Annotated in this window: 13 protein-coding genes; 9 read left to right on the top strand and 4 right to left on the bottom strand. The window is 66.3% G+C overall.

What is annotated here, in order from left to right:
* Positions 1 to 8: 8 nt before the first annotated feature.
* Together EV662_RS17910 and EV662_RS17905 are read right to left on the bottom strand one after the other, a co-directional pair.
* Positions 9 to 344, bottom strand: coding sequence for a hypothetical protein (locus EV662_RS17910; RefSeq protein WP_132465772.1), 336 nt, complete (start codon positions 342 to 344; stop codon positions 9 to 11).
* 118 nt (positions 345 to 462) lie between these two features.
* On the bottom strand, positions 463 to 1,077 hold the full coding sequence (locus EV662_RS17905) for a TetR family transcriptional regulator C-terminal domain-containing protein (protein WP_132465769.1): 615 nt from the start codon (positions 1,075 to 1,077) through the stop codon (positions 463 to 465).
* Between the two features lie 195 nt (positions 1,078 to 1,272).
* Between EV662_RS17905 and aptA the strand changes: the two genes are divergently transcribed.
* On the top strand, positions 1,273 to 2,601 hold the full coding sequence (gene aptA, locus EV662_RS17900) for an omega-aminotransferase AptA (protein WP_132465766.1): 1,329 nt from the start codon (positions 1,273 to 1,275) through the stop codon (positions 2,599 to 2,601).
* Between the two features lie 39 nt (positions 2,602 to 2,640).
* On the opposite strand, the gene EV662_RS17895 is transcribed toward aptA, so the two are convergent.
* Positions 2,641 to 3,531, bottom strand: coding sequence for a hypothetical protein (locus EV662_RS17895; RefSeq protein WP_132465763.1), 891 nt, complete (start codon positions 3,529 to 3,531; stop codon positions 2,641 to 2,643).
* 238 nt (positions 3,532 to 3,769) lie between these two features.
* Here EV662_RS17895 and EV662_RS17890 point away from each other — a divergent pair, with 238 nt between their 5' ends.
* The 8 genes from EV662_RS17890 (at position 3,770) to EV662_RS19650 (ending at position 11,166) form a co-directional block, all read left to right on the top strand.
* On the top strand, positions 3,770 to 5,020 hold the full coding sequence (locus EV662_RS17890; RefSeq protein WP_132465760.1) for a Zn-dependent hydrolase: 1,251 nt from the start codon (positions 3,770 to 3,772) through the stop codon (positions 5,018 to 5,020).
* Between the two features lie 99 nt (positions 5,021 to 5,119).
* Positions 5,120 to 6,574, top strand: a complete 1,455-nt coding sequence (gene hydA, locus EV662_RS17885) for a dihydropyrimidinase (protein ID WP_132465757.1) — start codon at positions 5,120 to 5,122, stop codon at positions 6,572 to 6,574.
* A gap of 54 nt (positions 6,575 to 6,628) precedes the next feature.
* Positions 6,629 to 7,411 carry an ABC transporter ATP-binding protein gene (locus EV662_RS17880; RefSeq protein ID WP_243695895.1) on the top strand — a complete coding sequence of 261 codons (783 nt, stop codon included), beginning with the start codon at positions 6,629 to 6,631 and terminating at the stop codon, positions 7,409 to 7,411.
* Positions 7,412 to 7,540: 129 nt separating this feature from the next.
* Entirely contained in the window at positions 7,541 to 7,756 is a 216-nt protein-coding gene (locus tag EV662_RS17875; protein ID WP_165915649.1) for a hypothetical protein, read from the top strand.
* Entirely contained in the window at positions 7,749 to 8,624 is an 876-nt protein-coding gene (locus EV662_RS17870; protein WP_132465751.1) for an ABC transporter permease, read from the top strand. Before EV662_RS17875 ends, EV662_RS17870 begins: the two co-directional genes overlap by 8 nt.
* Entirely contained in the window at positions 8,621 to 9,466 is an 846-nt protein-coding gene (locus EV662_RS17865; protein ID WP_132465748.1) for an ABC transporter permease, read from the top strand. Before EV662_RS17870 ends, EV662_RS17865 begins: the two co-directional genes overlap by 4 nt.
* A 20-nt stretch (positions 9,467 to 9,486) precedes the next feature.
* Entirely contained in the window at positions 9,487 to 10,473 is a 987-nt protein-coding gene (locus EV662_RS17860; protein ID WP_132465745.1) for an ABC transporter substrate-binding protein, read from the top strand.
* Positions 10,474 to 11,013: 540 nt separating this feature from the next.
* A complete protein-coding gene (locus tag EV662_RS19650; protein ID WP_165915648.1) occupies positions 11,014 to 11,166 on the top strand; it encodes a hypothetical protein in 153 nt (50 codons plus the stop codon).
* 324 nt (positions 11,167 to 11,490) lie between these two features.
* On the opposite strand, the gene EV662_RS17855 is transcribed toward EV662_RS19650, so the two are convergent.
* The coding region (locus EV662_RS17855; protein WP_425057046.1) for an AMP-binding enzyme at positions 11,491 to 11,898 on the bottom strand (408 nt) is incomplete at its 5' end.

Genomic DNA, 11,898 nt, shown 5'->3' with positions numbered 1-11,898 from the left:
GCGGGGGCTCAGACCTCGATATCGAGTTCCCGCGCGGGCTGTTCCGGCGCGGGGGCACTGCTGGTGCGCCACAAGATGCTGGCCTCGCTCTGGCGGCGTTCAGCCTCCAGCTGCAAGGGCGTCGTGTCGAAGGTCGGCGGCGGGCCCGCCGGTCTGTCCAGGTCGGGCGCGGGAAAGGATTGCCGGGGCGGCTGCTGTCCGCGTTCGCCGGTTTCGCTGCGGGTCTGGCCCGCGGAACCGCCTTTCACTGCAGGCGCCACCGGGGCGGACGGTGCCGCGGGGCTGACGGCCGTCACGCCGTTGTCCTGATACGCGGCCACGGGAAGGGGGCCGATGATCTGCATTGGTCCCAAACTCCTGCTCAGGCCCCCACCAATTCACAAGTATGCGCCTTTTCGGGCCTTTCGGGAAGTGGGGGGCGAGGGGAATCTTGCATCAAGGTTAACGGCGCCCCCCGGGGGATCAGGGGGTCAGAAGGCGCGTGAACATCGTCACCAGATAGCGTTCGGCACCTTCGAAGGGATCGCCCCGTTCCGTGCCCAGCACGGCGCGCACCTGCACGTCGAAATCGGCATAGTGCTGGGTCAGCGCCCAGATCGAGAAGATCAGGTGATAGGGGTCGATATCGGCGATCCGGCCGTTCGCCGCCCAGCCTGCGATCACCTGCGCCTTTTCGTCGACCAATGCCTTCAACTCGCCTTCAAGCGAAGGTTTGATCCGCGGCGCCCCTTGCAGGATCTCGTTGGCGAAAAGCCTGCTTTCGCGGGGAAAATCCCGGCTGAGAACCAGCTTGCGGCGGACATAGCCCAGGATTTCCTCGACCGGGTCGCCGGCCGGGTCCAGCATGCGCAGCGGCGCCAGCCAGGTTTCCATCAGCCCTGCCAGCAGGGTTTCGTGGATCGCCTCCTTGGAGGGGAAGTAATACAGCAGGTTCGGCTTGGACAGGCCCGCCTCGGCCGCGATCTGGTCCAGCGTCGCACCGCGGAACCCGTGCTGCGAGAACACCTCGAGCGCGGCTTCGAGGATGGCGCGGCGGTTCCGGCGCTGGATTCGGGTGCGCGAGTTTTCTGGGCTCATCGGAAAAGATGCTGTCGAAATCTGCTTTGCATTTTAGTCGAAATCGCTCGGGCTGCCCGTCCGACCCCGTCCCGCGACCTGGCGGCGGTGGTCCGCTTGACTGCCCCGGGCCCTCTGCTAGCGTGATCCTGACCGCCCGGTCAAACGTTTTGGCCGCCCGCCGAACCGGGCGGCCCCGCCTTACGGAGTTCTGCCATGGCGCTCGACCGCAACCCGACCCCGAACGACCTGTCCGCCTTCTGGATGCCCTTCACCGCGAACCGCCAGTTCAAGAAGGCGCCGCGGATGTTCGTGGGCGCGTCCGGCATGTATTACAAGACCGCCGATGGGCGCGAGGTGCTGGACGGCACCGCCGGCCTGTGGTGCTGCAACGCGGGCCATTGCCGGCCGAAGATCACGGAAGCCATCCAGAAACAGGCCGCCGAACTGGATTACGCGCCGGCCTTCCAGATGGGCCATCCCAAGGCGTTCGAACTGGCCAGTGCCGTGCGCGACATGGCACCCGAGGGGATGGAGCACGTGTTCTTCACCAATTCCGGGTCGGAATCGGTGGAAACCGCGCTGAAGATCGCCATCGCCTATCACCGGGCGCGGGGCGAGGGCGCGCGCACCCGGTTGATCGGGCGGGAACGCGGCTATCACGGGGTGAATTTCGGCGGCATTTCCGTGGGCGGCATCGTCAACAACCGCAAGGTCTTCGGCTCGCTTCTGACCGGGGTCGACCACCTGCCGCACACCCATCTGCCCGATCAGAACGCCTTTACCCGCGGCCAGCCGGAACATGGCGCGTATCTGGCCGACGATCTGGAACGGATCGTGGCGCTGCACGGGGCGGAAACCATCGCCGCCGTGATCGTGGAACCGATGGCCGGGTCCACCGGCGTGCTGATGCCGCCCAAGGGATACCTGGAACGCTTGCGCGAGATCTGCACGAAACACGGCATCCTGCTGATCTTCGACGAGGTGATTACCGGCTTCGGCCGCCTCGGCAGCGCCTTTGCCGCCGATCATTTCGGCGTGCTGCCCGACATGATGACCACCGCCAAGGGGCTGACCAATGGCGTGATCCCGATGGGCGCGGTGCTGACCACGGCGGCCATACACGATGCTTTCATGCAAGGCCCCGAGCACCTGATCGAACTGTTCCACGGCTATACCTATTCCGGCAACCCGATCGCATCCGCCGCCGGGATCGCGACGTTGCAGACATATCGCGAGGAGGGGCTGTTCGAGAATGCCGCCGCGCTGGCCCCCTATTGGGAGGATGCGCTGCATTCGCTCAAGGGCCTGCCCCACGTGATCGACATCCGCAACATGGGGCTGATCGGCGCGGTGGAACTTGCGCCTATCGCGGGCGAGCCGACGAAACGCGCCTTCACCGCCTTCCTCGATGCCTATGAAAAGGGCCTGTTGATCCGGACGACGGGCGATATCATCGCGCTGTCGCCACCGCTGATGATCGACAAGGCGCAGATCGACGAACTGTTCGGCAAACTGGGCGACGTGCTGAAGGCCCTGGACTGAAGGACCGGCGCCCGCCCGACCGGGGCGGGCGCCCGGCCCTCAGCTTGCGCAGGCGTAGCCGAGCGCGGCCGCGTTGCCCTCGACCCCCGCCAGCGCGACGTTGCAGGCGTCTCCGACCGGGATCGACCCGCCCACTGCCAGCGTGGTGGTGGCCAGCCCGTTCACCGCGATCACCGCGGCGTCGGCCGTGACGCGCGAGACGAAGACCCGAACCTCGCTGCCGCCGAACAGCGCCGTCTCGCCCACGCCGACCATGGTGCCCTCGGCCGCGGCGGCCGCGGCGCTTCCCGATCCCGGCTCTTCGGCGGCCGGCTCTGCCTCGGCGGCGGTGCAGGACGCGCTCAGGCTGACCGTGCCGCCGCCGATCGCGTCCACGCTCACGCTGCAGTCCTGACCATCTGCCGCCACCGCGATGGTATCGCCCGCGGCAACCTCGGAAAGCGCGCCGTTGATCGAGAGCCGCGCGGTCTGGCCTGCCTCGTCTACGCGCGAGACGAAGGCACGGATCGCCCCGTCGGCCAGGATCGCCGTCTCGCCGACGCCGGTGCCACCCTCGGCCGCGGCCGTCGCGGCGGGTTCGGCCGGTTCCTCGGCCTTCGGCGCGGCGGCGATGGTTTCCATGGCGGCCGCCGCCCCCGCCGGTTCGGTGGACTGCGCAGTCCCGGCCGTTTCGGATATCTCGCCGATGCCCTGCACCGTTTCGGCCAGCCGGCTGCCCAGCGCCGCGGTCTCGGCGATCACGGCGGCCTGCGCCTCGGCCTTTTCGGTGGCGGCCGCCAAGGATGCCTCAAGTTCGCCGATCCGCTGGGTCAAGGCGCCGACCTGGCCCTCCAATGCCGCTTCCTCCGAGCCAGAGCGTTGTTGCGACAGGTAATATCCAAACGCCGCCACGACCACGAGGCCGCCGATCACCGTCGTTCTGCTGTCCATGGTCCGTATCCTCCCTAGTTACGTTCCGACCGCTGCCCGCCCCCATTGGTTTTGGCCCCGGTTTGCCCGGGACGAAGGCACTTTAACCGCTGGTGATGCCGAATCGCGAAATTTTTTCGGCACGGCCGGCGCATCGCTTGAACTCGGCCCGAGGCGGCGCAACAGTGGACGCGGCACGCGCCACGCCAGAGGGCGCCGGCCCAGCGACACGGACCAGACAGGTGAGGAAGACGCGACCATGACAGCCCCCGGCGAGAACCTGAAGATCAACGGCGAACGGCTGTGGGACAGCCTGATGGAGATGGCCAGGATCGGCCCCGGCGTCGCGGGCGGCAACAACCGCCAGACCCTGACCGATGCCGATGCCGAGGGCCGCGCGCTGTTCCGGACATGGTGCGAGGATGCCGGCTGTTCGATGGGCCTCGACACGATGGGCAACATGTTCGCCATGCGGCCGGGCACCGACCCCGACGCGTTGCCCGTCTATGTGGGCAGCCACCTCGACACCCAGCCCACCGGCGGCAAGTATGACGGCATCCTGGGCGTTCTGGGCGGGCTGGAGGTGATCCGCTCGCTGAACGATCTCGGTATCAAGACGAAACACCCCATCGTCGTGACCAACTGGACCAACGAGGAGGGCACGCGCTTTGCCCCCGCGATGCTGGCCTCGGGCGTGTTCGCGGGCATCCACACGCAGGACTGGGCCTATGACCGCGTCGATGCCGAGGGCAAGCGTTTCGGCGACGAGCTGGAGCGGATCGGCTGGAAGGGCGACGAACCGGTGGGCGCGCGCAAGATGCACGCCTTTTTCGAGTTGCACATCGAACAGGGCCCGATCCTCGAGGCCGAGGGCAAGGAGATCGGCGTCGTCACCCACGGCCAGGGCCTCAGCTGGACGCAGGTGACGATCACCGGCAAGGAGAGCCATACCGGCTCCACCCCCATGCCGATGCGCCGGAACGCGGGCCTTGGCATGGCGCGGGTGCTGGACCTGGTCGATCAGATCGCCTGGAGCCACAAGCCCCACGCGGTGGGTGCGGCGGGCCATATCGACGTCTACCCCAATTCGCGCAACGTGATCCCCGGCAAGGTGGTCTTCACCGTCGATTTCCGCTCGCCCGACCTCGCCGTGATCGAGGACATGGAAAAACGCCTGCACGAGGGGGCGCAGAAGATCTGCGACGGGATGGGCCTGTCGGTCGAATTCGAAAAGGTCGGCGGGTTCGATCCGGTGGAATTCGACGCGGGCTGCGTGAAAGCCATCCGCGACGCGGCCGAGCGGCTGGGATACAGCCACATGAACCTGATTTCCGGCGCGGGGCACGACGCCTGCTGGATCAACCGCGTGGCCCCCACCGCCATGGTGATGTGCCCCTGCGTCGACGGGCTGAGCCACAACGAGGCCGAGGAGATTTCGCCGGAATGGGCCACCGCCGGGGCGAACGTCCTGTTCCACGCGGTGGTGGAAACGGCGGGGATCGTGGAGTGAAATGGTGAAGGCCGGGGGGCCAGCCCCCCGGACCCCCCGGGGTATTTGCACCAAGAAGAAGACCAGGGGCCGGGACAGGCTCCGACAGGGAGAAAGACAATGTCCACAGTCATCAAGAACGGCACCATCGTCACCGCCGACCTGACCTGCAAGGCCGATGTCCTGGTCGACGGCGGCAAGATCGTCGAGATCGGGCCGGACCTGAAGGGCGACGAAACGCTCGACGCGACCGGCTGCTACGTCATGCCCGGGGGGATCGACCCGCATACGCATCTGGAGATGCCCTTCATGGGCACTTATTCCAGTGACGATTTCGAATCCGGCACCCGCGCCGCGCTGTCGGGCGGCACCACGATGGTCGTCGATTTCGCGCTGCCCAGCCCGGAGCAGGGGCTGCTGGATGCGCTGCAGATGTGGGACAACAAGTCGACGCGGGCGCATTGCGATTACTCGTTCCACATGGCGATCACCTGGTGGTCGGAGCAGGTCTTCAACGAGATGCAGACGGTGGTGCAGGAGCGCGGCATCACCAGTTTCAAGCATTTCATGGCCTACAAGGGCGCGCTGATGGTGAACGATGACGAGATGTATGCCTCGTTCAAGCGTTGTTCCGAACTGGGCGCGATCCCGCTGGTGCATGCGGAAAACGGCGACGTGGTGGCCGAGCTTCAGCGCAAGCTGTTGGAAGAAGGGAACAATGGCCCCGAGGCGCATGCCTATTCGCGGCCTCCGGAGGTCGAGGGCGAGGCCACTAACCGCGCGATCATGATCGCCGACATGGCCGGCGTGCCGCTGTATGTCGTGCACGTGTCCTGCGAAGAGGCGCATGAGGCGATCCGGCGGGCGCGGATGCTGGGCAAGCGGGTCTGGGGCGAGCCGTTGATCCAGCACCTGACGCTGGACGAAAGCGAATATGCCCATCCCGACTGGGACCATGCCGCGCGGCGGGTGATGTCGCCGCCCTTCCGCAACCAGAAGCACCAGGATAGCCTGTGGAACGGGCTGGCGAGCGGGTCGCTCTCCTGCGTCGCGACGGACCATTGCGCCTTTACCACCGAGCAGAAACGCTATGGTGTTGGCGATTTCACCAAGATTCCCAATGGAACCGGGGGGTTGGAGGATCGGCTGCCGATGCTGTGGACCCATGGGGTGGGCACCGGGCGGCTGACGCCGAACGAGTTCGTGGCGGTGACGTCTACGAATATCGCCAAGATCCTGAACTGCTATCCCCGCAAGGGCGCGGTTCTGGTGGGGGCGGATGCCGACCTTGTGGTCTGGGACCCGGAAAAGGAAAAGACGATTTCGGCGGCCAGCCAGCAATCTGCCATTGATTACAACGTGTTCGAAGGCAAGACGGTCAAGGGCCTGCCGCGCTTCACCCTGACCCGGGGACGGGTTGCGGTTAATGACGGGGAATTCGTGGGCCAGGAGGGCCACGGCGAATTCGTGCGTCGCGAGCCCAACGGGGCGGTCAACAAGGCCTTGTCTTCGTGGAAGGAATTGACCGCGCCGCGCAAGGTGGAACGGACAGGGATTCCCGCAAGCGGGGTCTGAGGAAACGGTAACGGCGCGCGTCCCGGCGGGGCGCGCGCGGGTAAGGGACAAGACGTGCAGACTCCGATCGTGAAGGCGGATCACCTCGACCTGGTGTTCCAGACGAATGACGGCCCCGTGCATGCCCTCAGCGACGTGTCGCTGGAGGTGATGAAGGGAGATTTCGTAAGTTTCATAGGACCTTCGGGGTGCGGGAAGACGACCTTCCTGCGCTGCGTGGCGGCGTTGGAGCATCCGACGGGGGGCAGTCTGACGGTCAACGGGATGACGCCCGACAATGCCCGTCAGGAACGCAGCTATGGGTACGTGTTCCAGGCGGCGGGGCTGTACCCGTGGCGGACGATTGCCAGGAACATCAAGCTTCCGCTTGAAATCATGGGGTTTTCCAAGGCGGAACAGGACAAGCGGGTGGAGCGGGTGCTGGACCTTGTCGACCTGAAGGGGTTCGGCAAGAAATATCCTTGGCAGCTGTCGGGGGGCATGCAGCAGCGCGCCAGCATCGCCCGCGCGCTGGCCTTCGATGCCGATATTCTGCTTATGGATGAACCCTTTGGCGCATTGGACGAGATCGTGCGCGACCACCTGAACGAACAGCTTCTGGCGCTGTGGGCGCGCACCCACAAGACCTGTCTGTTCGTCACCCATTCGATCCCCGAGGCGGTCTACCTGTCCACCAAGATCGTGGTGATGAGCCCGCGCCCGGGCCGCATAACCGACGTGATCGAAAGCCCTTTGCCCAAGGAAAGGCCGCTGGATATCCGCGACACGCCCGAGTTCCTGGAGGTCGCGCACCGGGTCCGCGAAGGGTTGCGCGCAGGGCATGCCTATGACGATTGAGGCCGGGAACCGCGATATGAATCGCATATTACTTCCATATGAATTCCATATGACTCCGAGCCATGCGTCCGGTGCATGGCTTGCTGCGCGGCGGGTCCGTGCGGCCGGGGGCGAAAGCGGGGGATGGCGATGACGGGCGGCAAGCGATTCTGGGCGATCCCGGCGCTGGGTCTCGTGTGGCTGGCGGTGGTGCTGGCCTGGGCCTTCGACCTGGGGATCAGCGCGCATCCGGCGCTGGGCTGGATCGCGTTCCTGGTGACGATGGCGCTGCCGATGCTGGCGCTGCACCTGTTGGGCAAGCGGCTGGGGGCGACGCGCAGCCCGAGGCGGTGGGACGATGCGTAGCGTCCTGCCGATCCTGACGGTGGTGATGGCCATCGTGGCGCTGTGGTACGGGGCGGCGGTGATGCTGAACCGGCAATGGACGCTGGACCAGGCGGCGCGCGCGGGGCAGGAGCTGACCCTGACGCAGGTCGTCGCCGACACGATGGTGCAGGACCGGCCCAAGCTGCCCGCGCCGCACCAGGTGGGCGCGGAACTGTGGAAGACCACCGGCGACATGGTGTTGCAGGGCCGGGCGTTTTCGAAACGCAGCCTGATCTATCACGGCTGGATCACGCTGTCGGCGACGCTGTTGGGGTTCGCCATCGGGACGGGGGCGGGCATCCTTCTGGCCATCGGCATCGTGCATAACCGGGCGATGGACATGAGCGTGATGCCCTGGGCCATCGCCAGCCAGACCATCCCGATCCTGGCCATCGCGCCGATGATCATCGTGGTGCTGAATTCGGTCGGTATTTCGGGGCTGATCCCCAAGGCGATCATCTCGGCCTATTTGTCGTTCTTTCCTGTGGTGGTGGGCATGGTGGCGGGGCTGCGCAGCCCTGACCGGATGCAACTGGACCTGTTGAAAACCTATTCCGCCAGCCGGTCCCAGGTGTTCTGGAAACTGCGTTGGCCGTCGTCGATGCCGTACCTGTTCACCTCGCTCAAGGTCGGCATGGCCGCGAGCCTGGTGGGCGCCATCGTGGGCGAGTTGCCGACGGGCGCGGTGCGGGGCCTTGGCGCGCGGCTGCTGGCGGGGAGTTATTACGGCCAGACCGTGCAGATCTGGAGCGCGCTGTTCGCGGCGGCCATCCTGGCGGCAAGCCTGGTGGGGATCATCGGGCTGATCCAGCGGGTGACGCTGAAACGCATGGGGATGGCGCGATGACCTGGGTTCTGGGGGCGCTGGTCTTTTGGGGCGCGGCGGTCGCGCTGAACGTGTGGCTGTCGAATTCGCCTTGGCGGCGGACATGGGCGGTGCGGCTGGCGGTGCCGGCGATCTTTGGCCTGACGATCCTGGTGGTGTGGGAGGGGCTGGTGCGGGGCCTTGGGGTGCCGCAGGTGATCCTGCCGCCGCCCACGGCCATCGGCGCGCGGATCGCGGCCAGCCTGCCGATCCTGTGGGTCGATTTCGTGCAGACCTTCGTCAAGGGGGCGCTGTCGGGATACGTGATGGGCTGCGGTGCGGCGGTGCTGACGGCGATCCTGATCGACCGGTCGCCCTTTTTGCAGCGGGGGCTGTTGCCGGTGGGCAATTTCATCGCGGCCCTGCCGATCATCGGCACCGCGCCGATCCTGGTGATGTGGTTCGGCTTCGACTGGCAGTCGAAGGCGGCGGTCGTGGTGGCGATGGTGTTCTTCCCGGTGCTGGTGAACACGGTGCAGGGGCTGGCCGCCAGCGACGCCATGCAGCGCGACCTGATGCGGACCTATTCGGCCAGCTACGGGCAGACCCTGCTGAAGCTGCGGCTGCCCGCGGCGATGCCGTTCATCTTCAACGGGCTGAAGATCGCGACGACGCTGGCCCTGATCGGGGCGATCGTCGCGGAATTCTTCGGCAGCCCGATCAAGGGCATGGGATTCCGCATCTCGACCGAGGTCGGGCGCCTGGCGCTTGACATGGTCTGGGCGGAAATTGCCGTGGCGGCGCTGGCCGGCTCGGCCTTCTACGGTCTCGTGGCGATGGCCGAGCGGGCGGTGACCTTCTGGCACCCTTCGCAACGGGGCTGACAACAACAACGGAGGTGAAGATGAAACTGAAACTGACCCTTGCCGCGGGCGCGCTGGCGCTGGGCGCGGGCGCGGCGCAGGCCGCGGACGAACTGACCCTGCAACTGAAATGGGTGACGCAGGCGCAATTCGCCGGGTACTACGTGGCGCTCGACCAGGGGTTCTACGAGGAAGAGGGGCTGGACGTCACGATCAAGCCCGGCGGCCCCGACATCGCGCCGGTTCAGGTGCTGATGGGGGGCGGCGCCGATGTGATGGTCGACTGGATGCCCTCGGCCCTTGCCGCGCGCGAGGCGGGCGCGCCCATCGTCAACATCGCCCAGCCGTTCAAGTCGTCGGGGATGATGCTGACCTGCCTCAAGGAAACCGGCGTCGAAAGCCCCGAGGATTTCCCCGGCCGCACGCTGGGCGTGTGGTTCTTCGGCAATGAATACCCGTTCCTGTCCTGGATGAGCCAGCTGGGCATTCCGACCGATGGCTCGGAGGGTGGGGTGACGGTGCTGAAACAGGGGTTCAACGTCGATCCGCTGTTGCAGAAACAGGCCGACTGCATCTCGACCATGACCTATAACGAGTACTGGCAGGTGATCGACGCCGGGATCACGCCCGAGGAACTGGTCACCTTCAAGTACGAGGACCAGGGCGTCGCCACGCTGGAGGATGGCCTTTACGTCATGGAGGACAAGCTGGCCGACGAGGCCGAGGTGGACAAGCTGGTGCGCTTTGTCCGGGCGTCGATGAAGGGCTGGAAATGGGCCGAGGAAAACCCCGACGCGGCGGCGATGATCGTGCTGGACAACGATGAGACCGGCGCCCAGACCGAGACCCACCAGAAACGCATGATGGGCGAGGTGGCCAAGCTGACCGCCGGGTCGAACGGCGCGCTGGACCCGGCCGATTACGAACGCACGGTGAAATCGCTGATGTCGGGCGGGTCGGACCCGGTCATCACCAAGGAGCCCGAGGGCGCCTGGACCCACGCGATCACGGATGCCGCGCTGAACTGACGCGCGCCACAGCGGATCGGACCGCCCCGCCGGGAGACCGGCGGGGCGGTTCGCGTTTCGGGCCGGGGGCCGCCGCCGGGCAGAAAATGCGGGATTCACGGGGCCGCGACACTATCTGGGGTTGTCAGGGTTGCCTGAAAACAACTATGAAATGGTGCCAAAGACGGCGCTTGGGGGCGGTTGTCGGGGAATCAGAAGGCGTTATCGCCCTCTGCCCTGTGGACAGCTCCCTGTGGATAACCTTGTGAACAGTCGCCTTGGCCTGGGCCCGATGGCGGATTTCCGCGCGGTTTCCCCGGAAGGCCGGAACGGCGCGGTGCGGCGTCCGCGCCTTGTAAAATTGGCCTTTGATGGGCCTTTTCAGGGGCTTTGACCGGGCGCCTCGCCTCCTTTACACCCTTTGCCGGTCGAAGGCCGTGCTGTGCACAAATCCCCGCGACTGTCGTTGCGTCACCCTTGATGGCGGTCATGGACGGACCTAACTGAACCGGATAGTTTAGAAATGGTCGGTCTTGTCCGCCGCAAGAGAGGGAGTTGCATATGACCTTCATCACGTCGCCGTGGGCGCGGCTCTTGGGCCTGTCGTTGGCCGGGTTGCTGGCGGCCTGCGTGTCGTCCGAACCGGTGCAGGAATGCGAGCCGGGTGTGGGCGAGATCAGCGAAATGGGAACGGTGACCTATCCGGGCTGCTGAGGCCGCCCAGAAGGTCGACCTGTCGGGGTCCGCGGTATTTTGCGCGGGTCCCGCAGTCCGGGCGAAAGCCCGGTTAGCGCCCGGTCCGGATTCCCCCCCGGGCCGGGCGCGCTCTAGCCACCACTCGGAACGGCATCGGGCCGGCGCGATGGCGCCGGCCCGATCCTTTCGCCGCCCCGGGTGAGGGTTAGCGGTTCATCCTGTTCTCGATGAGGTCGTCGACGACGGAGGGATCGGCGAGGGGTGAACGGCGTCCCGGAAAGCGTCCGGTGGACGCTTTCAGCCGTGAACGGGCGGAGCCCCGGGGAGGTGTCGTCCTGCCGGTCACCCCTTGTTCATCCTGTTCTCGATGAGGTCGTCGACGACGGAGGGGTCGGCGAGGGTGGAGGTGTCGCCGAGGGCGCCGTAGTCGTTTTCGGCGATCTTGCGCAGGATGCGGCGCATGATCTTGCCGGAGCGGGTTTTCGGCAGGCCGGGCGCCCACTGGATGAGGTCGGGCTTGGCGATCGGGCCGATCTCGGTGCGGACCCATTTCTCCAGCTCTTTCCGCAGCTCGTCGGTGGGTTCCACGTCGTTCATCAGCGTGACATAGGCGTAGATGCCCTGGCCCTTGATCTCGTGCGGGTAGCCCACGACCGCGGCCTCGGCCACGGCGGCATGCGCGACGAGGGCCGATTCGACCTCGGCCGTGCCCATCCGGTGACCGCTGACGTTGATCACGTCATCGACCCG

It is taken from the genome of Rhodovulum marinum (assembly GCF_004343075.1).
Taxonomy (GTDB): domain Bacteria; phylum Pseudomonadota; class Alphaproteobacteria; order Rhodobacterales; family Rhodobacteraceae; genus Rhodovulum; species Rhodovulum marinum.
Note: the sequence above shows the minus strand (reverse complement) of the source record. Positions and strands in the feature narration are given on the sequence as shown.

Excerpts from the sequence above, each read along its gene's own strand:
- EV662_RS17910 (WP_132465772.1), bottom strand. The coding sequence starts at position 344 with ATGCAGATCATCGGCCCCCTTCCCGTGGCCGCGTATCAGGACAACGGC.
- EV662_RS17905 (WP_132465769.1), bottom strand. The coding sequence starts at position 1,077 with ATGAGCCCAGAAAACTCGCGCACCCGAATCCAGCGCCGGAACCGCCGC.
- aptA (WP_132465766.1), top strand. The coding sequence starts at position 1,273 with ATGGCGCTCGACCGCAACCCGACCCCGAACGACCTGTCCGCCTTCTGG.
- EV662_RS17895 (WP_132465763.1), bottom strand. The coding sequence starts at position 3,531 with ATGGACAGCAGAACGACGGTGATCGGCGGCCTCGTGGTCGTGGCGGCG.
- EV662_RS17890 (WP_132465760.1), top strand. The coding sequence starts at position 3,770 with ATGACAGCCCCCGGCGAGAACCTGAAGATCAACGGCGAACGGCTGTGG.
- hydA (WP_132465757.1), top strand. The coding sequence starts at position 5,120 with ATGTCCACAGTCATCAAGAACGGCACCATCGTCACCGCCGACCTGACC.
- EV662_RS17875 (WP_165915649.1), top strand. The coding sequence starts at position 7,541 with ATGACGGGCGGCAAGCGATTCTGGGCGATCCCGGCGCTGGGTCTCGTG.
- EV662_RS17870 (WP_132465751.1), top strand. The coding sequence starts at position 7,749 with ATGCGTAGCGTCCTGCCGATCCTGACGGTGGTGATGGCCATCGTGGCG.
- EV662_RS17865 (WP_132465748.1), top strand. The coding sequence starts at position 8,621 with ATGACCTGGGTTCTGGGGGCGCTGGTCTTTTGGGGCGCGGCGGTCGCG.
- EV662_RS17860 (WP_132465745.1), top strand. The coding sequence starts at position 9,487 with ATGAAACTGAAACTGACCCTTGCCGCGGGCGCGCTGGCGCTGGGCGCG.
- EV662_RS19650 (WP_165915648.1), top strand. The coding sequence starts at position 11,014 with ATGACCTTCATCACGTCGCCGTGGGCGCGGCTCTTGGGCCTGTCGTTG.